Raw genomic sequence first — 23,047 nt, 5'->3', positions numbered from 1 at the left:
CCTTCGCCAGGCACAACGAGTCCCCTGGACTCGTTGCGTCCGGGCTCAGTCCCCCTGGGGGGTGGCGGAGCGCCGGCGCAGACTGGGGGCGCACGTCCTACTCGTAGCCGTAGGAGCGAAGGTGCTCTTCGCTGTCGGCCCAGCCCGAGCGGACCTTGACGAAGAGTTCCAGAAAGACTTTGGACTCGGTCAGACGCTCCAATTCCTGGCGCGCCTCAGAGCCGATGCGCTTGAGGCGCTCACCGCCCTCGCCAATCACCATGCCTTTGTGCGCATCACGCTCCACGATGATGGTGGCGGCAATGCGGCGCAGAGGCACCCGGGCCTTCGGAATGGCAGGCAGTCCGCCTTTACCCTTCTTGGCAGGCACCGGCGCGGGTTCAGGTGCGGCCTCTTCATCCCACTTCTCGATCACCACCGTGCAGCTGTAGGGCAACTCATCGCCGGTCAGGCGGAAGAGCTTTTCGCGAATCAGCTCGGAGGCCAGGAAGCGTTCGCTGCGGTCGGTCAGCGCGTCTTCTTCAAAGAACCAGCTCTGTTCGGGCAGATGCGGCGCCAGGATGGAGAACAGGCGATCGACATCGGCCTGCTTCTTGGCGCTGAGCGGCACGAACTCGGCAAAGGGATGGCGTTCCTGCATGTCCTTGAGCCAGGGCAGCAGGTCGGCACGGCGGTGGATGGCGTCCAGCTTGTTGGCCACCAGCACGGCCGGCTTGTCTTTGGGCAGCAGGCTCAGCACCTTGGCGTCATCCAGACCAAAGCGACCGGCCTCCACCACCAGCAACACCAAGTCCACATCGGCCAAGGCGCCTGTGACGGTGCGATTGAGGTTGCGGTTCAGGGCGTTGCCGTGCTGGGTCTGAAAGCCGGGCGTGTCAACGAACACAAACTGGGTCTGCTCGCGCGTGCGCACGCCGGTGATGCGGTGGCGCGTGGTCTGCGCCTTTTTTGAGGTGATGGACACCTTCTGGCCCACCAAGGCATTGAGCAACGTGGACTTGCCCACATTGGGCCGTCCGACGATGGCGATCAGGCCGCAGCGCTGCCCGGCCGTATCGGCCTCAGACGGGGGAATCGAGGGGGTTTGGTCTTCGGTCACGGAGTGCCTTCGTTCAATCGGGCCAGCAGTTGCGCAGCGGCCTGCTGCTCGGCCGCACGGCGCGAGGCACCGCGACCGGTGCTGGCCAGCCCCAGTTGCGCCACGGCCGCCTCGACTTCAAAAACTTGGGCATGAGCCTGCCCTTGGGTGGCAACGATGCGGTATTGCGGCAAGGCGTGCCGGCGCGCCTGCAACCACTCCTGCAGGGCGGTCTTGGCGTCCTTGGCCCAACGCTCGGCGTCGGCGTCGTCCTGCATCAGGGGCTCGAACTGACGACGCACAAACTGCGCGGCGGCCTCGAAACCCCCGTCCAGATGGATGGCCCCGATCAAGGCCTCCAAGGCATCGGCCAGGATGGAAGCGCGGGCCGCGCCGCCGCCCTTGGCCTCGCCCTCGCTCAGCCGCAAATGGCGCGGCAAACCGAGTTGCAGCGCCAAAGCATGCAGGCTTTCCTCCCGCACCAAATGAGCCCGCATGCGCGACAAGCTGCCCTCGCTAGCCTGCCCCTGTCGGGCATAAAGCAACTGGCTCACCACCAGGCTGAGCACGGCATCGCCCAGAAACTCCAGGCGCTCGTAGTGCTGCGCCGAGTGGCTGCGGTGCGTCAGGGCACGCTGCAGCAGGCGTGCATCGCGAAAGCGATAGCCCAGCGCAGCTTGCAGATCGGTGTTGTCAGTGGCCACGGATCACTTGGATTCGCCTTCGTACTTCAGCAGCAGGAACACCGGCCCGCCCAGCGCGATCTCGCGCTCGTAGGCGAAGGAAATCTTGACCTTGTCGTTTTCCTTGGTGATCTGCAAGGAATTGGGGTCGATCTGAATCGAGTACTCCACGTCCTTGGTGCGCGCAAACTCGGCGCGCGCGGCCGCCACCGTGGCTGGGTTGCTCTGGGCCACCTTGTTGACGGCACGCAGGATGGTTGAGTACTCCATCACCGTCGGCACGATCTTGGCACCCACCACCACGGTGAACGCAATCACCACGCCCCAGAACAACAGACCAAACAGCGACACACCACGCTGGCGCGAAGGAAGACGGCGCATCTTGTGCACTCCAAACAGGGGAAGAGCGAAAGTTAGCGCAAAAACGCGCCGCACAATCTCAGTGGAATCGACCGACCCGCTTGGGATCGCTGAAGTTCATCCAGATCATCACGGCCTTGCCCACGATGTTCTCGTCCGGCACAAAGCCCCAGTAGCGGCTGTCACGCGAGTTGTCGCGGTTATCGCCCAGCGCGTAGTAGTGGCCGGCCGGCACACGGCAAGTCACGCCCTCCAGGATGTATTGGCAATTCTGCGCAAAGGGGAAGGGGCCATCAGCGCGGTCCATGCGGAAGTAGCTGGGGGCGTCGCGGTCCACCAGCATCTGATGCTCGACGGCACCCAGCTTCTCCTTGAACAGCGGGCGCTCCTTCAGGCTGTCCTGGTCGAAATAGGGCCCCAGCGACTCGGTGGCAACCTCCTGGCCATTGATGTAGAGACGCTGGTTGCGCCAGCTCACTTCATCACCCGCAATGGCCACCACACGCTTGATGTAGTCAATGCGGGTGTCCTCGGGATAGCGGAACACCACCACATCACCGCGCTGCACCGGGTTGTTTTCCAGCACCTTCTTGTGGATGACCGGCAGACGCACGCCGTAATGGAATTTATTGACCAGGATGAGATCGCCCACCAGCAGCGTGGGCACCATCGAACCCGAGGGAATGCGGAAAGGCTCGAACAGGAAAGAGCGCAGACCAAAGACCAGCACGATCACCGGGAACAGGCCTGCGGTCCAGTCCAGCCACCAGGGTTGGCGCAGGATGGCACGGCGGGCCGCATCCACATCGATGTTGTCCGCCTTGATGCCCTCGGCTGCCAGCTTGGCGCGGCGCTCACTGTCCTGCTTGACCAGTGCATCGGCTGCGGCACGGCGTTGCGGCAGGAAGACCCAGCGTTCGGCCACCCAGTAGAAGAAGGTCACCACCGACATCAGGAACAGCAGCAACGAGAAGTTGCCAGTCCATTTGTCCAGGTACCAGCCCGCCAGATAAGCCACCAGGCCGGCGTACAGCAGCCCGGTCAAGGCGCTCAGGCCGGGATGCGATTCTTGCGATTCGGGATGGGTCACTCTTCCACCTGCAGGATGGCCAGGAAGGCCTCTTGGGGCACCTCGACGGAGCCGATTTGCTTCATGCGCTTCTTGCCGGCCTTTTGCTTTTCCAGCAGCTTGCGCTTGCGCGTGATGTCACCGCCATAGCACTTGGCCAGCACGTTCTTGCGCAGGGCCTTGATGTCTTCGCGAGCGATGATCTTGACGCCAATGGCCGCCTGCAAAGACACGTCGTACATCTGGCGCGGGATGATCTCGCGCATCTTGGCCGCCACCTGGCGTCCGCGGTACTGGCTCTGCGTGCGGTGCACGATGATGGCCAGGGCATCGATGCGATCGCCGTTGATCAGCATGTCCACCTTGACCACGTCGGACGCGCGGTACTCCTTGAACTCATAGTCCATCGAGGCGTAGCCACGGCTCACCGACTTGAGCTTGTCAAAGAAGTCCAGCACGATCTCGGCCAGCGGCATCTCATAGGTCAGATGCACCTGCTTGCCGTGGTAGCTCATCTGAATCTGCACGCCACGCTTCTGGTTGGCCAGGGTCATGACGGCCCCAACATATTCCTGCGGCTGGTACAGATGCACCGTGACGATGGGCTCGCGGATCTCGGCGATCTTGCCCGGCTCGGGCATCTTGCTAGGGTTCTCAACCTCGATGACCTGGCCGTCGCCCAACACCACTTCGTAGACCACGGAAGGCGCGGTGGTGATCAGGTCCTGGTCAAACTCGCGCTCCAGCCGCTCCTGCACGATTTCCATGTGCAGCAGGCCCAGGAAGCCGCAGCGGAAGCCGAAGCCCAGGGCCTGGCTGACCTCAGGCTCGAAGCGCAATGACGAGTCGTTGAGCTGCAGCTTTTCCAGCGCGTCGCGTAGTTGGTCGTATTCGCTGGCCTCGGTCGGGTAGAGGCCGGCAAACACCTGGGGCTGGATTTCCTTGAAGCCTGGCAGGGCCTCGGTGGCCGGACCCAGGTTATTGGGCAGCTTTTTTTCCAAGGTGATGGTGTCGCCCACCTTGGCGGCGGCCAGCTCTTTGATGCCGGCGATCACAAAGCCGACCTCGCCCGCGTTGAGCTGCTCGCGGGCCTCGCTCTTGGGCGTGAACACGCCCAGCTGATCGGCCGGGTAAACGGCGTTGGTGGCCATCATGCGGATGCGCTCGCCTTTTTTCAGCGTGCCATCCACCACCCGCACCAACATCACCACGCCGACATAGTTGTCGAACCAGGAGTCCACGATCATGGCGCGCAGCGGCGCCTCGACCACGCCCTTGGGCGGCGGCATGCGCTCGATCACGGCTTCCAAGATCTCGTCAATGCCCATGCCGGACTTGGCCGAGCAGGGAATGGCGTTCTCGGCGTCGATGCCGATCACATCCTCGATCTCAGCTTTGGCGTTGTCCGGATCAGCCTGCGGCAGGTCCATCTTGTTGAGCACCGGCACCACCTCGACGCCCAAGTCCAGCGCCGTGTAGCAATTGGCCACCGTCTGGGCCTCGACACCCTGTGAGGCATCCACCACCAGCAGCGCGCCTTCGCACGCGCTCAGCGAGCGGCTGACCTCATACGAGAAGTCCACGTGGCCCGGGGTGTCGATCAGGTTCAGGTTGTAGACCTTGCCGTCGCGCGCCTTGTAGCGCAGCGCCGCCGTCTGGGCCTTGATGGTGATGCCGCGCTCACGCTCGATATCCATCGAGTCGAGCACCTGGGCCTCCATCTCGCGGTCGGCCAGGCCGCCACAGCGTTGAATGATGCGATCGGCCAGCGTGCTTTTGCCGTGGTCGATGTGAGCAATGATCGAAAAATTGCGGATGTGGTCCATGGGGTCCGTGCGAAAGCTCCGGAATCACAAGCACGAAGTGCTTGCAGCGCAGGCTCACATTGCGCAGCAATGTGAAGGGTCGTGAGACCCGGGCCGAAGCTAAAAAAAAGGCACGTCCAAGGGGCAGACGCGCCTTCCAACAAAACATCTGGCAACTGCTTGTTGGGGGGGCCATTGTAGCCAAAAGCCCCCAGCCGGGCGGACCGCTCCTGCGCTCAAAGCCCTCGTTGCAGGTGACCAACACCCCACTTATCCACAGCTTGAACACAAGCCGTCAACAAGGTTTCGCCCTACTCCATCAAAAGAAAGCAGGAATCACGAGGCAACACCCATCATTCCTGCCCGCCAGCAGGCCAATCAGCGCCCAGGTCGCAGCAACACGATGCTGGTGGCCTCGCCGCGCCGCACCACCATGCTGATGACCTTGGCTTTTTCCAGCTTACCCAGCAGGTTCTGAAGTTGACGCGCACTGCTGACCTCGGCGTTGTCGACGGACAAAATCAAATCGCCCTCGCGCAGCCCAGCCCGGGCCGCTGGACCGTCGGCCGCGTCCACCCGCACACCGCCGCGCAGCTTGAGTTCCTTGCGCTGGCTTTCGGTCAGGTCAGAGAGGCTCAACCCGAAGCTGCTCGAACCACGGGACTCGCCGACCTCGGGTCCGCCCCGGGTCGGCGCTTCCTTCAGCTCGGTCACCGTGACCGTCAAATCCTTGTAGGCACCACGGCGGAACACCTGGATGCTGGACTTGCTCCCTGGCCGCGTGGCCCCCACCAAACGCGGCAGATCGGTGGAGCGTTCGATCAACTTGCCGTCAAAACGGGTGATGACGTCGCCGCCTTCGATGCCGGCCTTCTCGGCCGGCCCACCCGACTCAACATTGCTGACCAGGGCGCCTTGGGCCTTGCTCAGGCCAATGGCCTCGGCCACTTCCTTGCTCACCGGCCCGATGGCGACGCCAATGCGTCCGCGCACCACCTTGCCGCTGGCGCGCAATTGGTCCGCCACCCGCATCGCCTCATCAATGGGGATCGCGAACGAAATGCCCATGAACCCACCCGACTGGCTGTAGATCTGCGAGTTGATGCCCACCACCTCGCCCTTCATATTCAGCAGCGGCCCCCCCGAATTGCCCGGGTTGATCGCAACGTCAGTCTGGATGAAGGGCAGGAACTCGCCGGTGTCGCGCGCTTTGGCGCTGACGATGCCGGCCGTTACCGTGTTGTCAAAGCCAAAGTGAAGCGCGGCGCGAAATTTGATGGGGCAGCGCTGCGATAAATGGAAGCGCGCTGAGTTTCGCAGCGGAAAAGGAAATTGCCTGTTGCGCCTACAGGTCGATCTGAGTGAACGGCAGATCGGGGGCCCCTGATTCGATCAGGCTGCCGCGCACGAATACCTTCTGACCCACCGTGGCCTGGCCACGGGCCTGCAGACGGCCACCGTCCGGCAGCTCCACGGTGGCCAGCTCGCCGTCCGTTGCGATCACCTCGCCCCACAGCAAGGATGGGCCTGCCAGTAGGGCCTTGAGCCCAACATAGAGGTTGTCAGACATGGGTCTCGACTCCCAAGGTCTGCCAGGCCTGCTCGTGTGAGGCCTCAATATGCAGGCTGCGCACCAGACCCAGGCGAGTGGTGCCGCCGTCGACATAGCGCAGCAACTTTCCAGGGCGGACCAGACCGAGTTGCTGCAGCGCAGGCAAGCGCAGCGAGATCATGGCCTGGCGCCCCCCTTCGCCCAGGATTGCTCGGCCGCGCTGGCGCAGAGCTGGTACATCCGTCACCAGCGGATCGACCACCATGGCCGCCGGCAGATCGCCGGCCGTGCTCGCCAGCGTGATCTGACCAAGTCGCCCGCCGATCTGCCCGCCCGCCACAAACACCCGGTTGTACGCCGGCTTGTCCAGCCACCTGATGTCCTCCACGCTGACCAGGTCGGCCGGCAGCTCGATGTCCGGCACCCGGCTGGACCAGTCGCGCGGCAGCACTGGATAGCGATGCCGCACCAGCAGCGTCGCCTCGGTGGCATGGGGCTGCACGTAGCCACCGGCCGCCTGGGCAATCGTCAGCACGGCATCCATGGGTGAGCCTTGGAACGACCAGGCGCCCGATGGCAGCAGCCAGTCATCCAATCCCCAATCGACCCCCCAGCCTGACGGCACCCCGTTGGTCAAGAGCGCCGCAGTCGCTGCCTGGGCCGCCGTCTGGTCTGCGCCGTTGAAGAACGACATTTGCGCTGCGTAGGGCGCCGCCAGCACCGCATTGCGGCCTCGCCCCCGAATCGTCAGCTCGGTCCGTCCGAATGAACGGCGCTGCGAAATGCCCTCAACCAGCACCCGAAAGCTCATGCCATTGAGATCCAGCTGAAGTTCGGTCGGCCCCGTCACGCCTGGCGTCAGCAGCGGCAGTGCCTGGGCCGAAGCCGATGCGCTGAACCCCCAGGTCCACGAATCCACATCCAGAGAGACCGCGACGGAGCGAGCCGGAATCTGTACCCCGTCCGCCACGCGGGTCAGAGAAAGCGTGTTGGCGACCATGTAGACCCTCCGAACGGGTATCGATACCGTGGCGGCAGGGCCGCCTCCGGCAGAGCAAGTGAACAGCAGCGCCGGGCCACCTGGCAGTTTGGTGAAGCGCAGATGCGGGCTGGGCAAGTAGCAAGGCACTCGCCCCGAGCCCGGGGGTAGCGGGCGGTACTTGCCAGCAGGCGGGCGCATGGCTTCCTGGTGGGTTGCCTGCCGGTAGCGCCGCATCGGGGCCGCGCTGGCCGAGCCGTGTGCCCAGCCTGCGCGGCGCGGCTCGGCGGCCTGGTCGACCGCGCGCAAGGCCGGGCGAGCGTGCCGCAGCCGCTCCTGGTGCGACCCCACGCGAGGACGCGCGGTGACGCGGGCCGCCTCCTCGTGGGTTGCGGTGGCGCGGGGTCGAATGCCGCGCAGCGTCTCCGCGTGGCGCCCCGTGGTGTCGGTGCGAACGGGCACAGCCGCCGAATGCACGGCGCCGGCTTGTCGGCGGGCCGGCAGCGCCGCCTGGTGGCCGGCCCGCGCGGGCTGCTGCAGGGCCAGAGCGGGGGTGTGCCGGTTCGCTCCTCCGGCCTGCGCCCGCTGCGTCAGTTGATGGGCGGACTTCGCGCCGGCTCCCGCTGCAGCTTGCGCGCGCTGGTGCTCGGAGCGCGAGGCGCCTGCCACCGGTCGCTCGGTCAGAGAGTCGAACGACACCGTGGCAGCCACGCCGGGATCGCCCAGGCTGACCGAGATCGTGGCGTCGTTGGGCGGGCCGACGACCGCAGACAGCCCAGGGTCGCCAAGGGCCAGCGATAGCTCGGCGTCAAAGGTGAGGCCAGAGAAGACCGCCGCCCCGGCGGAAAACCCAGGGTCGCCCAGGGCCAGAGCGAGCGATGCTTCGTAGGCCCGCCGCACCTCGGCAGAGAAGCCCGGTGCGCCCAGGGCCAGCGATAGCTCGGCCTGGACCAGCGGGCCGTCCAGCTCCCCAAAGACCAGCGGCACCGGCCCCGGCGTGGGGTACGGCGCCTTTTTGAAGCGGAGATCCGCCTCGAAGGCCATCAGGTGAACTCAGCAACCGTCAGGCGCACGGCGCCCCCGGCCAGCAGGGCCGTCGTCAACAAGCGGATCGGGGCACCCCCGGTCATGTCGCTCACGTCGCAGTCCAGGGCGGCCGTGCCGTCGCCGTTGATGACTCGCGCCCAGGTGGCGGTGCCGTCCAGCAGCACCAGGGCGTCGGCGGCCGGCGCGAGCACCAGCTTGTTGGACACAAGGGAGCCGGGCGGGTCGGCCAGCGAGATCGCGGCAAGGACATTGGTCAGCGCGCCGCCGCCCGCAGGCCGCGTGCCGTCCAGCAGCAGGACCTTGGCCGCAGCCGGGCCGCGCTCCAGGAATAGCAGCGTGCCGGCGAGTCGGTCGTTGTTGTGCTCGGGGGAGATCCAAGGGGCGGTCATGGCATGGGCTCGGGCATGAGGTTGTCGGCGATCACGGCGCGGTAGTGCCCTTCGTGGTCGTAGCTGACCGCGCTGTATCGCTGCGTCCGGTCGAGTTCGGTGAAGACGTAGGCGCCGGTCGTGGCGTCGCTCCAGGTCTCACCTACGAGAAGCCCGTCGATGTCGCGGAACAGCCGAACGCGGCGGGCCAGGGGCTGGTCGGGGGAACCGTGCGCTTTCACGGTGCCGATGACGCGGCCCGTGCCCCCGGGCTTGAGGACGTTGGCGCCCATCGGCCCGGCCAGGTAAGAGACGGGCGGGGGCGAGGCCTCAAAGATTCGCAAAATCTCGCCGGAGGGGAGAAGGCCCAGGTCGGGGTTCACGAAGCCGTCAGCGTCGTCATAGACCTCGATGGAGTGGATTTTCTGCGTCGAGTCCCGCATGAAGATGCCGAGGGACTCCAGCGCCGTGCGGGGGTAAGTGGGCAGCGCGACCGTGGCCTGGACCGCGCCGCCTCGCTTTACCCGCAGCCACCGCGTCGGGATCGTTGCGCCCGACGCCGCAGTCAGCAAGAACTCGTAGACGTGCCGGGCCCCCTGCCCCTCGTAATACACGGTGCCCGCGTCGTTTGTCGCAAACCCCACCGGGGAGCCATCGCTGCCCGAGCCGAAGTGCAGATAACCGCCTTCTGCAGACACGCCGGCCATGCTCCAGGCCGTCCGTCCGACGAATTTGAAGGCGGGGCCAAAGCCCGAGGAGGAACTGCCGGCGTTATCGGCGGACACGTGCTCGACGTCCAGAAGCACCCGCACCGTGGCTGCGACCGGCGCGGTGTTCAGCCGCCACACTGCGTTGTACCCGTCCTTGGTGAGCAGCGCCGCCTTGGCCGCGCCGTCGTAGGAGGCCGTCAGCGTGCCGTAATCCGTCAGCGTCGTCGCGAAGCCGCCCGGAATGCCAGTCTCGAAGGACTCGGAGAAGATCAGCGCCACGGCGTCAGGCCCACGGTCCCGTTGCGTCGAAGGCGTAGCACCCCCGGGGGCTAGTCGGGTATCCCGCCGTCATGAACAGCAACTCCCGACCGGGCAGCGCCGATTGCCCGGGGACCCGGACGCGGTGGCCGATGGAATGCACTGCCGCCATCGGCACATAGCGGAAACCTCGCATGTACCCCCGCAGGTTGGCCCCATCGTCCCCCAGGGCCATTCGGGAGACATACACGCCGCTGTCTGCGTAGTTGGGGAATGCCAAGTGGCCGACATAGTTCGCCCCCGACGAAATGCTCTGCGAGGTGGTCTGCAGCAGGGTCTGACCCGCCCGAACCATCGGCGTAGCGCCCCCGACCCCCACCGCACGCCGCGCGGCTGTAGTGGCCGACGAATAGCCGTGCGTCCAGTCCAAGGTGTCGGATTGGTCGCCCGGCCCGCTGCCGGAACGGTCCGACACGCCGCCTGCGATGGCGCACCGGTAGGCGTCCCCCGCACGGACCGGCTCGAAGTCCCCGAACATCCCCAGCGGCACCGACGACCCGGGGTAGCTGCTGTTGTATTCCGCCGTGTAGTACATCGTTCGCCCATCGCACACGACCGCCCAGTTGCGCGGGCTGGCGCTGCCGCTGTTCGATTTGGCCCACCACTGGCCGCCCGGGATTAAGGAGTCCGTCGGGAACGGGCCGGTGCCGGTGTTGACGTCGGTCATCGCCTCAAAGCCACGAACCCGCGCGTTCTGGGCGGCGGTGTCATCCACACGTAGGTAAAACCGCGTCCCTGCCGGGTCAGTTGGTCGGTAGGCCGCGAGGTTCGCCCCGCTGAACGCCTTCGCCCACCCGGCCGGCGCAGCCTTGTGCGTGATCGTGCCGGTCGCGGCCTGATTGGCGATCCCAGTCGCGTCAAAGGTGTAGCTCGCGCCCGTCACGCTCAGCACGCGTTGTTCGCCGTTGACCGAGCCGCCCGACACCGTAGCCCCGGCGATCAGCGCCACCGAACCCACCTCAAACGGGTGGCCGGCCGCCCGGGTCACGGTCGCCACGCCCCCGGAGATCACGAGGGAGTCGACGCTGCCGGTGCCGAACCCGTTGACCAGGCAGGCGTCGAGCACAGCAATCAACGCGCCGGCCGTGCCGCTCAACACGGGGGCTCCCGGCATCGCGTTGTGGAAGATTTTGACGGTGGTGTCTGCAGGCATGAGGGAGCTTCCTTAGGGGCGGTCCACGTCGCCGCGAACCAAAAGGGTGAAGTCGTCTTCGACCACGGTTTCGGGCCCTTGCAAGATCGTGCGGGCCACCCACACCGGGACCACGGCGCCGACGGTGTTGAAACGGAGCACGTTGCCGGCCGACCAGCCCAGGCCCCAGCCCGCGGCGGGGATCGTGAAATAAGGGGTGCCCGTGGCCGGGTTGAGCGGCGCGCAGTCCGCGCCCGTCGAGCCCGTGGCGATCACGCCGACGTGCTCGCCCATCACCGTAAAGGACGTGCCCGACGACTCGAACCGCACGGCCCAACGCTCGGTCAGCGCGCCCAGGTTGTTCACCGTGATCGGGTGCAGCGTCTCGTTGAATGTGCCCGTGGCGTTCGCGCCGATCGGGGCGTCCGCCCAGGCGCCGGTCCAGGTCACTTGGTCGAACGAAGGCAGCGCGCGGGCCCGCACGTCGCCTGCGACCAACGCGCTGGAGATGTAGCTGCCGGGGACCGGGTAGACGTGGGTGCTGGGCCGGGTGAAGCTGATTTGTCCGTTGATCTGGGCGTCGCTGACCAACATCGTGTCCTCGATGCGGTGCTCCACCGTAACGGGCTGAGCCCACCCGGTCGTGTCGACGATTTGCACCAGGCCGGCGTCCAGGTCGGCGGTGTAGCCGGTGTCGATCACTTGGTCTGCCGCGTCGATCAGGCGCACGCGCGACAGTCGAGTGCGGCCGCAATTGATCGTCTGTCCGTTGCTCAGCGTAGCCGGCCCCACGGTGCCGGTGTGCCCCAACACGGCGAACGAACCCTGGCGGAAGATGGGCACACGGCCGTCGGCAGGCAGCCGAACAGGGCTCAGGCCCAGGATGGCCGGGTCGAGCGGCAGGTAGCTGTAGCCCACGGCGTTGTATCGCAGCGTGTCGGCGGCCACCGCTTCAAGGGCGATCTTGGTCACGCCCGGCAAGCCCATGTGCGAGACGTCAACGATGAACGGGTCCGTGGCCGGGTTGCGCTCGGTGCGGCGGCCCCAGTACACCTCGACCAGACCGGCCTCGTAATCGACCTTGGCGAACACGCCTCGCGAGCCGTCGACCAGAGGCGACAGAGTGGCGGCAGAACCAGTGCTGATTTCGCCCGCAGGGTTGGCGCTCACGCTGAACGCCGTGCCGTCGATGTAGTTGCCCGCGAGGTTGAAGCCTCCGCTCACCAGGGGCGAGACGGCCGTGCGGAAGGTCGCCGTTGCCACCTCGGCGTCATAGGCCGGGCTGGAGGGCACGACCACAGCGGCCACACCGCTGACCGTGGGGTTGGTCACTGCCCCCCATTCCGTGATCCGGGCCAGGCCCTGGTGCGGGTCAAAGGTGCCGACTTGCGTACCGATCCCCGTTTCTGCGTTGACGTTACGCAGCACCAAGTCGCCCACGATGTCGTGCCGGTTGCCCCCGAGCTCAAAGCCCCTTAGATCCGTCCTCTGGCCCGGCAGGTAGGCCGAGGGGTAGCCCAGGCCCATCCCGACCTGCACTCTGATTTCTAGGGCGTCGACCGTGATTTGCTCGGTCTGGGGCGTCTCCGCGCCCGCCACGGTGTACGCCACTTGCGCCAGCTCGCCAGAAAAGCTCACGTCCTGGTTGCTGCTGGCCGTCTGCACATCTAGCACGCCGTTCGGCCCGGCCGCGTAGAGGCGGTACGTGACCGGCATCGCCGCCATCGTCTTGACGAGGCTGAGCGCGCCCGTGTTGTAGTCCAGGCTGCCCATCACGCGCACGGTGTCGCCGTGGCGCATCATCACTACGCCGGCCCCGTCGTCGTAGAGGCCCACGCTGACGTTCGTCCCCGTGCTGTTGTAGGGCGGCTGCCCGTTCACCGTGAACGAGAAGAAGGCCATCGCCTTGAACGAATTGGGGGCGACGTTGGGTCCAAGCGTGTGCGTGCGCGTGGCGCCGGCGTCGGTCAGCGCCACAAAGGGCAGAGACACGGCGCTCACCTCGCCGATGCTCAGCGTCAGGACCGTCCCCTTGGGCGGCAGCATGACGGGCTGCCAGTAAACCCTGCCCGAGGCGTACTCGACGTAGCCGCGCGCCGCGCCGACCAGGCCGCGTGCGCTGTTGTCGGTCGCGGAACGGGCCGTGCCATCGTTCCAGGTGATGGACACCGTGCCGGGCTTGATCGGGCGCGGCGTCGGCAAGGCCAGTGTCAGGCCCGCGCCGTTGTTGACTCGCGTGCTGGGCGGCAGCACCTCCGGCGCTCCGCCGCTCGTGCCCGTTGGCTCTGGGATGGGCCGCACCTTGCTCGCCGTAGCCCAGGTGTAGACCACGGCCGTACCCACATCAGGCATAGCCCCCAGCGTCACGGCCACGGTGCCCGTGGCGGGGTTCAGCGTGCCGGCGCCATAGCTGCTATCAACGCCGCGCAGTGCGCCCGAGCCGTCGTCGGCCAACTCGTACCAGCGGCCCAAGGCCCGATAGCTGACCCGCAAGGACGCCGCCACGGGCACGGGGTCCAGGGAGATGGTGTAGCTCATTCGTTGGCTGGCCTGCGTCACGCGGTCCGCCCAGCTTCGGTTCACCAGGGCGGGGATCGCCGCCACGGTGTAGCCCACCGTCTGCGTGCCGCCCGACTCGCCAAACACCGAGGTCGCCAGGGTCAGCACCCCGTTTGCATAGTCCACTTGGCCGACCTGGGTCGAGCCATTGACCAGCAGGCCGCCCTTGTCGACCAGAGTCGTCCCCGCGCGGGAAACCGTGAGCGTGCCCGGGGTGATCGCACCGCCCACGTAGAGCGGCTTGCCGACGGCGAAGATGGAGGTCACGGCGCGGCTGACCGCCTTGCCCGAGGACACCGGCAAAGCGAGTTGCTGGTTCATCCGGGCGTCGGCGATGGGCACCTCAATGCGCGTGCTGGGCACGAGCTGGGTAAAGATGCTTTGCGCCCGCGCCGAGAAGTCGCCAACGGCAACGGGCGAGGCCAGGGGCACGCAGCCGTAATAGCGCGAAGCGTCGGCCACGATGGTCTCGCTGACTTTGGTCCGGCCCGAGTAACTGAGGTTGCTGTCTACCTGCTTGGCATCGAACCCGGGGAAGTCCTGGGCGAGGCGGTCGCTAAGGCTGAGCACAACCTGCGTCCGCTCGAAGTGCTGCAAGGAACCGGTCTCGGTCGACGAAAAGGCCCGCTTGGTGGCCGTGACGCCCGTCACCCGCACGAACTGCGAGAACTCATTGATCGCCCCGATGTTCTTGGTCAGCACGAAGGTCGAGCCGACGGTCGGCGCGGGCACCTCCTGGCGCTGCAGCAAAGTCACGCTCATCTGGCCGGCGATGTGGTCGCCAAACAAGAAGCCGCTATAGGTGGCACCTCGGGCCAGGTAGGACTCCATGCGCGAGGCCGCTGCGTCGCGCCGGTCGAAAGCGTCGCCCGTGGTGAACAGCGTCGCGGACACACGCGGATCTTTGAAGGGCTCCGCGACGATCAGGTGGCACCCAAAGTAGCCGTCCGTGTTGGCCGTTCGCACATGCGCGAAGAGCTTGCGCAAGTTGACCCGGCCGCCTGCCCGGTCCAACTCGGAGATGTCGGCAAAGACCCCGTTGCTGCCGGCGTCCGGGATCAAATGGGGCGACGGAGCTCCGCCGCCCTCGGGCACGTCGTCCATGACTTGCGAGGCGACGAGCTTGATGTCTCCGGCTTGGATGGTCATTCGTTAAATCTCCATGAACCGCAGCGTGGCGGTGTAGGCGTCATCGGGCGCCACGTCGGCAAAGTGCTGCACGGGCCTGGGCTCCAGCGCACCGTCTTGATGGCGCCAGATCACCTGGCGGGCCAGGCCGCGCAGGGTCAGAGTCAGGGCTTGGCCAGGCAACTGGGCCCAGACCTGCAACTGCTGCAGCGCCGCGCGGCTGATCCAGCTCGACTTGCCCTCTTCCGGCGGTTGCAGGGTGATGGGACGGCCAGCCTGGCGCGTTCCGAACTGGACGATCAGCGCGCCGGTCAGCGAGTGCTCCACGGTCTGTGTCACCGCGCTCCAACTCAGCTCATCGGCCCAGTACAGGTCAGCCGGCAAGTCCACCAGGGTGATGCCGTCGCTCAACGTAATGGTCATGGGCCTGATCTACCTTTGTCCGCCGCGAGTTGCTCAAGGAGCTTGGCTAGAGCGTCCTGGTCCTGCGGGCTCGACGTGTTCACCGTGAAAGAGCGACCGCTGCCCAGGTTCACCACGGTCTGATAGACGGGACCCTGCTCGGCTCCGGCTTGGCGACCTCCCACGCGGCCGCCCAGAGCGCCGCTCTGCGCCTGTTCAAGTGCACGCCGAAACACCTCCACCCAGGCGGCGTCATCTCGGCGACCCTCCAACGTGACCGAGCCGGGCTGGCCCAATGCCTGGTTCGAGACCGCGACTCGGTAGGCATTCAGCAGTGCGGGGATCTCGTCGGCGGTGAACTTCTCGCCGCGCTCCAGTCGCGACCGCACATCGAAGTTGTAAGAGGCGTCAACAGGACCGCCTTGTTTGGCCAGGTTTGCGCGCTGCTCGGCGTTGCGGTTGTTCTCGTCGTACCCGTAGTCGTCCCAGCTTCCCGGCGTGATCCCGCTTGCTCCGCCCGGCCGAGTGCCATCCGCATTGCGTGTCACGTTGCCCATGGCATCGGTCAGCGCACCGACGCGACTTAAGGCCTCGGCCATCGCGTTGCTGGCCTGCAGAACCGCCACGCGGCCTCGGTTCATGCCGGAAACGATGCCATCGCCTGCGCGCCGCCCAGCCAGGTTCACGCGGTACATCGCCGCTTCGACTTTCAGCGCTTCGCTTACGACGCCTGCATTGGCGGCAATGGCCTTCTCCGCATAGGCGCGAAAGGCTTCTTGCACGTCAACCGGGGCGGCCGTCCCTGAGTCTCGGATGAACTCAAAGGCCCGCTTCGCCTCGTCGGCCGCGCTGCTCAAGCTTTCCTGGCTGCGCACGCCAAGAAGCTTCATGGCCTCCGTCACACTATTGATGCCTGGCTTAGCCTCGTCCATCTTGGACTTCAGCTTCTCAGCCTGCTTGGCGGCCTGCTCTAGTAGTCCATCGGTGACTTGAGTCCCCAGCTCTTTACGCAGTGACTCGATTCGCTGGCGAACGGCTTCTAAAGCTCTTTCGCTGTCTGCTGTCTGAATGGCACGCGACAAGCCAGCGGAAAGTGCCAAGCCGGTATCGACGCCTTGCGCCTTTAGGCGATCAAGCCCACGAACCATAGCTTCGACATCAGCCAGAGCCAGCGTTGCCGCTTTGGACATGCCACCGCTGATCTGCCCAAAGTCCAAGCCCGTCCGTCGAATGGCTTCGCGCAGGCCTGCATCCAGTGCCTGCTGCATCTGGGCTACGCCTCGCTCCACGCCACCAAAAGCCGACCTGGCCATTCGCTCAAAGTCAGCCAAGTTTTGCCCAGCCAATGCCTTCGCCCATGCCTCCTGCACTTGCTCTGCGCTGGCCAGGCCCTGAACTCGCAGCCGATCCAGAACGCCTGCCGCGTCGCGGACGCCCAGGTGCTTGCTCAGGTCAAAGCTCTTGCCGATGTCACCCAGAGCAGCGTCGGTGGTCTTGCCCTTCTTGATGAGCTCGTCGAAGTCCAGCAACAGACCCTGTGCCGCCTTGCTCAAGCCGAACTTGGCCAGGGCGGCCGCCTTGTCAGCCTCGATCTGCCGGTCTCGCGCCTCTTTTTCGCGTTCGGCCGCTTCCGCCGCCTCACGCTCCTGCGCCATGCGGCGCGCCTCAATCTCTTCCAGATTGCGCAGGCCTTGCGCCTTGAGCGCCAGCTTGGCTGCCAGCTCGCCGAGGTCCTTGGCATAAGTGGCCGTCAGAGCCACCAGCCCAAGGGGACCGCCAATGAGGCCCAGCAGACCTCGACCCGCATTGACCACGCCGCCCCAGGCCGTGGCCAGCAGCCCGGCCTTTTGCACGGCGCCCACCTTGGCGGACTCGGCAGCCGCCATCGCACCCGCCAACTTGGTGGTCTCGGCCACTAGGCCGGCCGTGGCCACGGTGGCCAGCCTGGCGTTGCCGGCCCAGGTCAAAAAGCCCTGGGTCAGGCGCAGCAGCCCTACCGCCAGCGCCCCTTGGCCCAGCGTGATTGCCGCCCCGGCGATCTCGTTCAAGTGGTCGGCCAGGAACTTGAGCCCCTCGGCCAGCTTTTGCGTCGCGCCGGTGCCCCGGTTCAGGTCGCCCACGAATGCCGACCAGGCGGTGCTCACGTTCTGCAGCGCGCCGCTCACCGTGGGCGGCAGCTTGGCGAACTCGGCCGCCACGGCCTCTGACTGGCCGCGCAGCGCCGCGATCACGGTCGAGCTGGTCAGGCGGCCCTGTTCGGCCATGGCGCGCAGCTCGCCCGTGCCCACGCCCAAGCCGGCGGCCAGGGCCTGGGCCAGGCGCGGGGCCTGCTCCATCACCGAGTTGAATTCATCGCCGCGCAGGGTGCCGCTCTGCAGGCCCTGGGTCAGCTGGGTGATGGCCGCCTTGGCTGCATCGGCCGAGCCCCCGGTGATCTGGATGGCCTGGTTGATGGTCTGCGTCAGCGCCAGCGCCTGGTTCTGGCTCAGGCCCAGCTCTTTGCCGGCGGTGGCCAGCTTAGTGAACAGGGTGCCGGTGGCCTCCAGGTCGCTGCGCGTGGCCATGGCCACCCGCTGCACGCCTTCCATGGCCTGCTGAAAAGCCGTGCCATCGCCGGTGACTAGCTTGATGCGAGCGCCCAATGAACTGAAGGCATCCGCCGTCTGCACCGCGTCCTTGATCATGCCGCCCAGCACTCCACCGCCCGAGAGCGCCAGGTAGGCGCTCTGAACGCGCTGCAACTGGGTGCTGATGCTCTGCACTCCCTCGCCCACCGCGCGGTGGGTGCGCTGCATCTGTTCGCCGGCTGCCCCCGCCGCGCGGGCGGTGCCAGCCCAGGCCGGGGCCAAGGCTTCGGCGCGGGCCCGGGCCTCCGCCAGCTCGGTGTTCAGCCGCGCCTGAGCGGCTTGGGTCTGGCTGGCCGCAATGCCGTGCTTTTGCAGCTCGGCCACGGCGCCGGCCTGGGCCGTCCTCTGTGCCTGCAGGCTGGCGCGAGCCTGCTCAGCAGCACTCTCTAGGCGTTGCAGATGGGCGGCGGCCTGGGCCGTAGGCGGGCCGGCCTGGCCGATCTGCTGCGCGAAGTCGCTGGCCTCTTTCTCGGCCTGCTTGAGTGCAGCGCTGGCGCTCTGCACCTCGCGCTTCAGCTGCTCAACACCCGCAATGGCCGCTTGCTGCTGCCCCAGCTCGCGCAGTTTGGCCGCAGCGGCCTGGGCTTCCTGCTTGAGCTCGCCCTCCAGCACCTTGGCCATCTCGTCCAGGCGTGCGGTCAGTTGCTCGACCGACTCTTTGCCTTGGACATCGGCGTCGATCTGGATGCCGAACTTCACGTTGCTGGCCATGGGGCTTTGCTCTCACAATGCGGGCATGTTTCGCCTGCTGTTCGTCTTGTTGGGTTTAAGCCTTCTCGGCTTCAAGGGCTCGGCCACATTGGGTTGGGCCCTGCTGGGTCTGACTGCAGTGGTGTGGGCGGGGTGGGTAGCCCAATTGCTTTGGGCCATTGCCACCCACGCTCCGCCAGCAAGGCGCTGAGTTACTGCATTCGCACCTTGAAGAACTTGCTGGTGCCCGCGCCCGTCTTGGTGGGGTCCAGCAGCACCTCGCCCTCGATGTCCAGTTCGGCAAAGTCGTCGTTGATCAGGCCCCAGCTCTTGAGTGCGCCCGTCTTCACGCGGTGAAGCTCCACCGTGTTGGCGGCACCCTCCATGGCCTCGTTCACGCCGGCAAACAACATCTCCAGCGTGGGTGCCGCTTCGGTCAGGGCCTCGATCACGTCGTAGCCGCCAAAAGCGTAGTCCACCGTTAGGGCGTCGCCGTCGGTGATGCCAGTCGCGCTGTCCAGCACGAACAGACCCTCGGGACGCACCTCGTAGTTGCCAGCCGCCGCAATCGTCACGGCCGCCTTCTTGAGCACCACGACGCTGGGGTTCAGGTGTGCCAGCTTGATCAGGCCACCCTTGTAGCCGGTGACAGCTTCGCCCGTCACCGTGCTACTCACCACGGCGGCCGTGTTGCCAAACACCACCCGCGCCAGGTTCACCGGGTTTAAGTCCTGCAACTTGGCGCTCATGGTCACCGAGTCGATCCGGTTGACCTGGGCACGGTTGCCACCGCCACCCCGGCTGAAGTCCTTCTGCTTCTTGATCTCCTCTTCCACATTCAAGATCAGTTCGGCGATGCCGCCGATGGACTGCAGCGGTGCGGCGCTGCCAAGCAGGCGGGCATAGACCACGCCAGCGGTCATGGTGGGTCGAAAAATTCGGGTGGTCAGCATGGGAAGCCTTTCAGGTAGGCGGTTGGAAGATTCAGGTCGGCGCCTTGAGCACCAACTCGGTGCTGAAGGCCAGCGGCAGGTATTGATGGCCGGCCTGGAAGCGCGGACCGGGCGCAGCGCTCAGGGCCAGCGGCTTGGCGGCGCTGGGAGGCTGCCAACCCATCAGGGCCTGCATCACCTGGCCGGCCAACAGTCCAGCTCGGCCGCCGGCTTCAGCACCGGCCTTGAGCGCACGCACATTGCGCGTGGCCACCACCACCAGCCAGGTCTGCTGCAGGCGGGCGACTTTGCCGCGTTGCTCAAGCACCTGATAGCCCTGGTAGATCACATGCACGGCCGGGCTGAGCTGGCGCTCTTCGGTCACGCCGGCCAGGTCGGCCGCGCCCAGCAGGTGCAGGCCCGGTTGGGTGCCGCTCAGGCTGGCGCGCAGGCGCTCCAGCAGCTCGGCTTCCAGCGCCCAGAAGTCCACGCTGGCCATCAGTAGCGGTCCCAGTCAAAAGCCTTTGCTGGGGTGCGGGCCACGCTGCGGCCGGCTGGCTGAGCCACCTCGGTATCGGCCTCGCCCAGGCTCACCTGGCCCTTTGCCAGGGACATCAGGTAGTCCTCGGCCCATTGGGCGCCCTTGCGGATTTCCTCAGGCACGGTGGTGCCGTACAGGCGCTTGAGCGCGATGGTGGCCACCACGGTGGGCAGGTCGGAACCCGCTACCAGCGCAGGCGCCAGGGGCATGGCGGTGCGATAGCGCGGGAACAGGTGCGTGTCGGCGTGGCGGCTGGCCAGCTCCAGGGCGGCGGTCATGCGCGTCACCGCACCATCGGCGTCGGCCTGGGCGGCCAGGCCATAGGCGCTACGGTCACCCCCTTGCACCGTCAGGCGCAGCAGTTCGCCGTCGACCAGCGCGCTGGTCGAGCCGCGCTGCGCCAGCTCGTCCCAGCCGCCGGTGGCGGCGTGGAGCAGGTGCTCAAGGGTGGCGTAGGCCATGGCTCAGTTCAGTTCGAGCTCAGCGCAGGATGCGGATGAACTCGCCCGCCGCCGTGGCCGCATCGCGGGCCACACCGCACACCACCCCGGTGGTCTTGGTGATGGCGCGGCCGCTCGCGTCGGTTTCCACCTCGGCGCCCACCGCAATGGCGGCACCGGCTTCCACCAGCAGCTCGCCATGCGTGTTCACCGGCGTCTGCTCGCCGTTGTCGGCGTTCACGGCGGCCACGCCCAGGGTGCGGGCACCGGCAGCGGGCACGCCACCGGCAAAGGTCACAAAGCGCAGCTTCGGCAGCGCGGCCACGGCCAGCACCGTGGTGGTCAGCAGGATCTTTTCGGTCTTCATGGGGGCTTACTCCTGGGACTCGGTGTCAGCGGGCGCCTGGCGCACGTCCAGACGAACGTCGAGGCCTCGGGCTTTGGCTTCGGTGAGCTCGATGGCATCGCCGCTCTCGTAGCGCTCGCCGTCGAGCAGGATGGGCGTGCCACCCACCCGGTAGGTCTGGGTGGCTGGGGCTTCGCTGGCGCCTTGCGACGCGGTCGGGTTCTTCTTGGCCATGAGGACTCCTTTCAGTGCGGCGGGCGGGCCGGTTAAGCGCGGGTGTTGCTGACCAGGTAGCCGGCGTCGGCACCCAGCAGGAAGGGGCGGAAGATGTCCGTGTTGCGGATCAGCTCCACCTTGCCGTCCTCGGTGCGGGTATCCACCACCGGCTGGCCCTTCTTGCGCAGCGTGTAGCCAAAGCTGGGCTCGTAGGGGCTGCGGGGCGAGCTGCCGGCACCGGGCACATAGGCCAGCACGGCGGTGTCGCCCCAGATGTCGCTGGTCACGCCGGCATCGTTGGCCTGCACGGCGCGGCCCACCACGATGTTCTCGATCTCGAAGATTTCCTTCAAATCGGCGATCTGCACCAGGCGCGGGCGGGTGTCGCTCAAGATGGCCTTGAGCTGCGGATGCTTCTTGAGCAGGCGCCAGGTGTCGTAGCCGATCACCATGGTGTTGGGCTCTTTGACGATCTTGGCGCGAATGGCGGCCTTGGCGTCGCTGATCACGCCCTCGGGGTCCGAGGCCGGGTCGCTCCAGCAACTGGCGCCCGCCAGCGTGATCTTGTTGCCGGCGCCGTAGTTGGCGGGGTTCTGGGCCATGTCAGCCACCATGCGTTCGTGACGCAGGCGGATGCCTTCGACCACGATGTTGGTGCCGCGCGCCTGCAACGGGTAGGCGCTCTCTGCGTCTTCGCGGTAGTCGATGGGGTATTCGAGATCGTGCTCGTCCATCGCCACATCCACTGAGCCCACGTCCTCGGGCGAGATGCGGTTGCTCTTGGCCCGCAGCGCGCGCTCGGTGTTGTAGAGCTTGAAGTGCTCTTTGCCGAACAGCGGGATCTTGCCGCCTTCCTTTTCCACCGCCACGAAGGGCATGAGCTGGTCGGCCACCAGCTGGGCGTTCATATAGCCCACCGCCAAGGCGGTGAGCACGGGGTCGACGATGCGCAGATTGCTAAGGCGTCCCATGGGGGGTCTCCGGTTGGATTACTTGAGAACAGCGGCCGCCGCGTCGGCGTAGCTCAGCTGGTGTTTGGCGGCGTGGGCCAGGATCTGTTTGTGCTGCTCCAGGCGCGCCGGGTTGGCGCCCTCGGCAAAGGCCAGGTCCTCGCCAGGTGCCGGGTCACCATTGGCGGCCGCGCGGCCGGTGGTGGCGGTTTGCCCCAGGGGCGCCAGCACGGGGCTGGCCTGCAGCTGCTCTTTCAGGCCCTTGAGCAGCGGGGCCTTGGCTTCACCCTCGCCGAACTCGATGGGGGTCTCGGCGGCGGCCAAGTGGTCCAGCGTGGCCACGATCACGGGCAGGGCCGCGCTCAGCAAGCGGCCATCGGCCACCAACTTCTCGGCGAAGGCCAGGTTCTCGGCGTGGCGGCCGGCCGCAGCGGCCTCGGCGGCTTGAGCCGCCAGGGCGGCGTTCTGCGCAGCAAGGCGCTCGTTCTCGGCGCGCAATTGCGCGGCTTCTTCTTCGGTCACGGCGGACTCCTGGGTGGGTGAAGAGGGATCGGTGGGCTCGGAAAAGCACAGCACGCCGTCCTCGGCGTCGCTGAATGCGGGGTTGCGCAGGCCCTTCACGGCCGGCGGCTGGGCGCCGAGAAAGCCCACATGGCGCAGGTACAGGCTGCCCGGGCAGGGGTTGCCGGGGGCCTGGGCGCCGTAGAAGGCGGCGCTGATCTTTTTGAAGGCGCCGGCCGCCACCATGTCGGCGAAGTCGGCATTGACCTGGGCCACCTGGGCGTACAAGCCGGCCGGGCCGCTGGCGTCGTCGCTCTCTTGGTATTCCAGCCCCTGCACCCAGCCGTAGGCGGGCAGATCGGCCTTCGGGTGGCCCACCACGATGGGGGCTTCGTGCACGGCCGGGCTGTAGCTGGCGGCAATGCCGCGCAACATGGCGGGCGTGAACGCATGGCGCTCGCCGCTCATGGCGGTGAACTCGCCGGGCTTGAAGATGTGCAGTCGTTGAGGCATGGACGCCATTGCAGCGTCCGCAGGCCTTGGCGCTCGACTAAAGCGCTTTACTGATTACAGGCTGGGTCGGCCTCGTTCTCGCGCGCACGCGAGGCATCGAT

Annotated in this window: 22 protein-coding genes; 1 reads left to right on the top strand and 21 read right to left on the bottom strand. The window is 66.6% G+C overall.

Annotation, left to right across the window (positions count from 1 at the left end; genetic code table 11):
* Positions 1–97: 97 nt before the first annotated feature.
* From era to FF090_RS06270, 14 genes are all read right to left on the bottom strand, one after another.
* Positions 98–1,099: a GTPase Era gene (era, locus tag FF090_RS06335; protein WP_246071525.1), complete on the bottom strand. Its 1,002-nt coding sequence runs from the start codon at positions 1,097–1,099 to the stop codon at positions 98–100.
* Positions 1,096–1,782, bottom strand: a complete 687-nt coding sequence (rnc, locus tag FF090_RS06330; RefSeq protein ID WP_138855926.1) for a ribonuclease III — start codon at positions 1,780–1,782, stop codon at positions 1,096–1,098. Before rnc ends, era begins: the two co-directional genes overlap by 4 nt.
* A 3-nt stretch (positions 1,783–1,785) precedes the next feature.
* Complete coding sequence (locus tag FF090_RS06325; RefSeq protein ID WP_221304957.1) at positions 1,786–2,142, bottom strand: DUF4845 domain-containing protein; 357 nt, start codon at positions 2,140–2,142, stop codon at positions 1,786–1,788.
* Positions 2,143–2,200: 58 nt separating this feature from the next.
* Complete coding sequence (gene lepB / locus FF090_RS06320) at positions 2,201–3,175, bottom strand: signal peptidase I (RefSeq protein ID WP_138858306.1); 975 nt, start codon at positions 3,173–3,175, stop codon at positions 2,201–2,203.
* A 32-nt stretch (positions 3,176–3,207) separates the two neighbouring features.
* Positions 3,208–5,016, bottom strand: coding sequence for a translation elongation factor 4 (gene lepA, locus FF090_RS06315; protein WP_138855924.1), 1,809 nt, complete (start codon positions 5,014–5,016; stop codon positions 3,208–3,210).
* Positions 5,017–5,373: 357 nt separating this feature from the next.
* On the bottom strand, positions 5,374–6,273 hold the full coding sequence (locus tag FF090_RS06310; protein WP_310732993.1) for a PDZ domain-containing protein: 900 nt from the start codon (positions 6,271–6,273) through the stop codon (positions 5,374–5,376).
* A 67-nt stretch (positions 6,274–6,340) separates the two neighbouring features.
* Complete coding sequence (locus FF090_RS06305) at positions 6,341–6,565, bottom strand: hypothetical protein (RefSeq protein ID WP_138855922.1); 225 nt, start codon at positions 6,563–6,565, stop codon at positions 6,341–6,343.
* Complete coding sequence (locus FF090_RS06300; RefSeq protein ID WP_138855921.1) at positions 6,558–8,570, bottom strand: hypothetical protein; 2,013 nt, start codon at positions 8,568–8,570, stop codon at positions 6,558–6,560. The genes FF090_RS06305 and FF090_RS06300 overlap by 8 nt, the downstream gene beginning before the upstream one ends.
* Positions 8,570–8,962: a hypothetical protein gene (locus FF090_RS06295; RefSeq protein ID WP_138855920.1), complete on the bottom strand. Its 393-nt coding sequence runs from the start codon at positions 8,960–8,962 to the stop codon at positions 8,570–8,572. Before FF090_RS06295 ends, FF090_RS06300 begins: the two co-directional genes overlap by 1 nt.
* Entirely contained in the window at positions 8,959–9,930 is a 972-nt protein-coding gene (locus FF090_RS06290; protein WP_138855919.1) for a hypothetical protein, read from the bottom strand. Before FF090_RS06290 ends, FF090_RS06295 begins: the two co-directional genes overlap by 4 nt.
* A gap of 4 nt (positions 9,931–9,934) precedes the next feature.
* Complete coding sequence (locus FF090_RS06285; protein ID WP_138855918.1) at positions 9,935–11,122, bottom strand: hypothetical protein; 1,188 nt, start codon at positions 11,120–11,122, stop codon at positions 9,935–9,937.
* Positions 11,123–11,134: 12 nt separating this feature from the next.
* A complete protein-coding gene (locus FF090_RS06280) occupies positions 11,135–14,809 on the bottom strand; it encodes a hypothetical protein (protein WP_138855917.1) in 3,675 nt (1,224 codons plus the stop codon).
* Between the two features lie 3 nt (positions 14,810–14,812).
* Complete coding sequence (locus FF090_RS06275) at positions 14,813–15,211, bottom strand: hypothetical protein (protein ID WP_138855916.1); 399 nt, start codon at positions 15,209–15,211, stop codon at positions 14,813–14,815.
* Positions 15,208–18,528, bottom strand: coding sequence for a tape measure protein (locus FF090_RS06270; protein ID WP_138855915.1), 3,321 nt, complete (start codon positions 18,526–18,528; stop codon positions 15,208–15,210). The genes FF090_RS06275 and FF090_RS06270 overlap by 4 nt, the downstream gene beginning before the upstream one ends.
* Positions 18,529–18,553: 25 nt before the next feature.
* On the opposite strand from FF090_RS06270, the gene FF090_RS19150 reads away from it, so the two are divergent.
* Positions 18,554–18,718: a hypothetical protein gene (locus FF090_RS19150; protein WP_175423557.1), complete on the top strand. Its 165-nt coding sequence runs from the start codon at positions 18,554–18,556 to the stop codon at positions 18,716–18,718.
* A 1-nt stretch (position 18,719) separates the two neighbouring features.
* Here the strand turns inward: FF090_RS19150 and FF090_RS06265 are convergent, their stop codons facing one another.
* Genes FF090_RS06265 through FF090_RS06235 form a run of 7 tightly spaced genes read right to left on the bottom strand, consistent with a single transcriptional unit; the run spans position 18,720 to position 22,955 of the window.
* Positions 18,720–19,460, bottom strand: coding sequence for a phage tail tube protein (locus tag FF090_RS06265; RefSeq protein ID WP_138855914.1), 741 nt, complete (start codon positions 19,458–19,460; stop codon positions 18,720–18,722).
* A 31-nt stretch (positions 19,461–19,491) separates the two neighbouring features.
* A complete protein-coding gene (locus FF090_RS06260; protein ID WP_138855913.1) occupies positions 19,492–19,938 on the bottom strand; it encodes a phage tail terminator protein in 447 nt (148 codons plus the stop codon).
* Positions 19,938–20,441, bottom strand: a complete 504-nt coding sequence (locus tag FF090_RS06255) for a phage protein Gp36 family protein (protein ID WP_138855912.1) — start codon at positions 20,439–20,441, stop codon at positions 19,938–19,940. Before FF090_RS06255 ends, FF090_RS06260 begins: the two co-directional genes overlap by 1 nt.
* A gap of 19 nt (positions 20,442–20,460) precedes the next feature.
* Positions 20,461–20,787, bottom strand: a complete 327-nt coding sequence (locus FF090_RS06250) for a DUF2190 family protein (protein ID WP_138855911.1) — start codon at positions 20,785–20,787, stop codon at positions 20,461–20,463.
* 6 nt (positions 20,788–20,793) lie between these two features.
* The gene (locus tag FF090_RS06245; RefSeq protein WP_138855910.1) at positions 20,794–21,000 is read right to left on the bottom strand and encodes a hypothetical protein; all 207 of its coding nucleotides are present in this window, start codon (positions 20,998–21,000) and stop codon (positions 20,794–20,796) included.
* A 32-nt stretch (positions 21,001–21,032) separates the two neighbouring features.
* Positions 21,033–21,953 (bottom strand): major capsid protein, encoded by a 921-nt coding sequence (locus FF090_RS06240; RefSeq protein ID WP_138855909.1) that lies wholly within the window; start codon positions 21,951–21,953, stop codon positions 21,033–21,035.
* A gap of 18 nt (positions 21,954–21,971) precedes the next feature.
* Complete coding sequence (locus tag FF090_RS06235) at positions 21,972–22,955, bottom strand: peptidase (protein ID WP_246071524.1); 984 nt, start codon at positions 22,953–22,955, stop codon at positions 21,972–21,974.
* Positions 22,956–23,047: the final 92 nt, after the last annotated feature.

It is taken from the genome of Inhella inkyongensis (assembly GCF_005952805.1).
Taxonomy (GTDB): Bacteria; Pseudomonadota; Gammaproteobacteria; order Burkholderiales; family Burkholderiaceae_C; genus Inhella; species Inhella inkyongensis.
The sequence above is the reverse complement of the archived record's forward strand: the minus strand, read 5'-3'. Positions and strand labels throughout refer to the sequence as shown.

Excerpts from the sequence above, each read along its gene's own strand:
- lepA (WP_138855924.1), bottom strand. The coding sequence starts at position 5,016 with ATGGACCACATCCGCAATTTTTCGATCATTGCTCACATCGACCACGGC.
- FF090_RS06270 (WP_138855915.1), bottom strand. The coding sequence starts at position 18,528 with ATGGCCAGCAACGTGAAGTTCGGCATCCAGATCGACGCCGATGTCCAA.
- FF090_RS06235 (WP_246071524.1), bottom strand. The coding sequence starts at position 22,955 with ATGGCGTCCATGCCTCAACGACTGCACATCTTCAAGCCCGGCGAGTTC.
- FF090_RS06275 (WP_138855916.1), bottom strand. The coding sequence starts at position 15,211 with ATGACCATTACGTTGAGCGACGGCATCACCCTGGTGGACTTGCCGGCT.
- FF090_RS06260 (WP_138855913.1), bottom strand. The coding sequence starts at position 19,938 with ATGGCCAGCGTGGACTTCTGGGCGCTGGAAGCCGAGCTGCTGGAGCGC.
- FF090_RS06280 (WP_138855917.1), bottom strand. The coding sequence starts at position 14,809 with ATGACCATCCAAGCCGGAGACATCAAGCTCGTCGCCTCGCAAGTCATG.
- FF090_RS06300 (WP_138855921.1), bottom strand. The coding sequence starts at position 8,570 with ATGGCCTTCGAGGCGGATCTCCGCTTCAAAAAGGCGCCGTACCCCACG.
- FF090_RS06265 (WP_138855914.1), bottom strand. The coding sequence starts at position 19,460 with ATGCTGACCACCCGAATTTTTCGACCCACCATGACCGCTGGCGTGGTC.
- FF090_RS06295 (WP_138855920.1), bottom strand. The coding sequence starts at position 8,962 with ATGACCGCCCCTTGGATCTCCCCCGAGCACAACAACGACCGACTCGCC.
- FF090_RS06325 (WP_221304957.1), bottom strand. The coding sequence starts at position 2,142 with ATGCGCCGTCTTCCTTCGCGCCAGCGTGGTGTGTCGCTGTTTGGTCTG.
- FF090_RS06285 (WP_138855918.1), bottom strand. The coding sequence starts at position 11,122 with ATGCCTGCAGACACCACCGTCAAAATCTTCCACAACGCGATGCCGGGA.
- FF090_RS06240 (WP_138855909.1), bottom strand. The coding sequence starts at position 21,953 with ATGGGACGCCTTAGCAATCTGCGCATCGTCGACCCCGTGCTCACCGCC.
- FF090_RS19150 (WP_175423557.1), top strand. The coding sequence starts at position 18,554 with ATGTTTCGCCTGCTGTTCGTCTTGTTGGGTTTAAGCCTTCTCGGCTTC.
- FF090_RS06245 (WP_138855910.1), bottom strand. The coding sequence starts at position 21,000 with ATGGCCAAGAAGAACCCGACCGCGTCGCAAGGCGCCAGCGAAGCCCCA.
- FF090_RS06305 (WP_138855922.1), bottom strand. The coding sequence starts at position 6,565 with ATGTCTGACAACCTCTATGTTGGGCTCAAGGCCCTACTGGCAGGCCCA.
- FF090_RS06250 (WP_138855911.1), bottom strand. The coding sequence starts at position 20,787 with ATGAAGACCGAAAAGATCCTGCTGACCACCACGGTGCTGGCCGTGGCC.
- FF090_RS06255 (WP_138855912.1), bottom strand. The coding sequence starts at position 20,441 with ATGGCCTACGCCACCCTTGAGCACCTGCTCCACGCCGCCACCGGCGGC.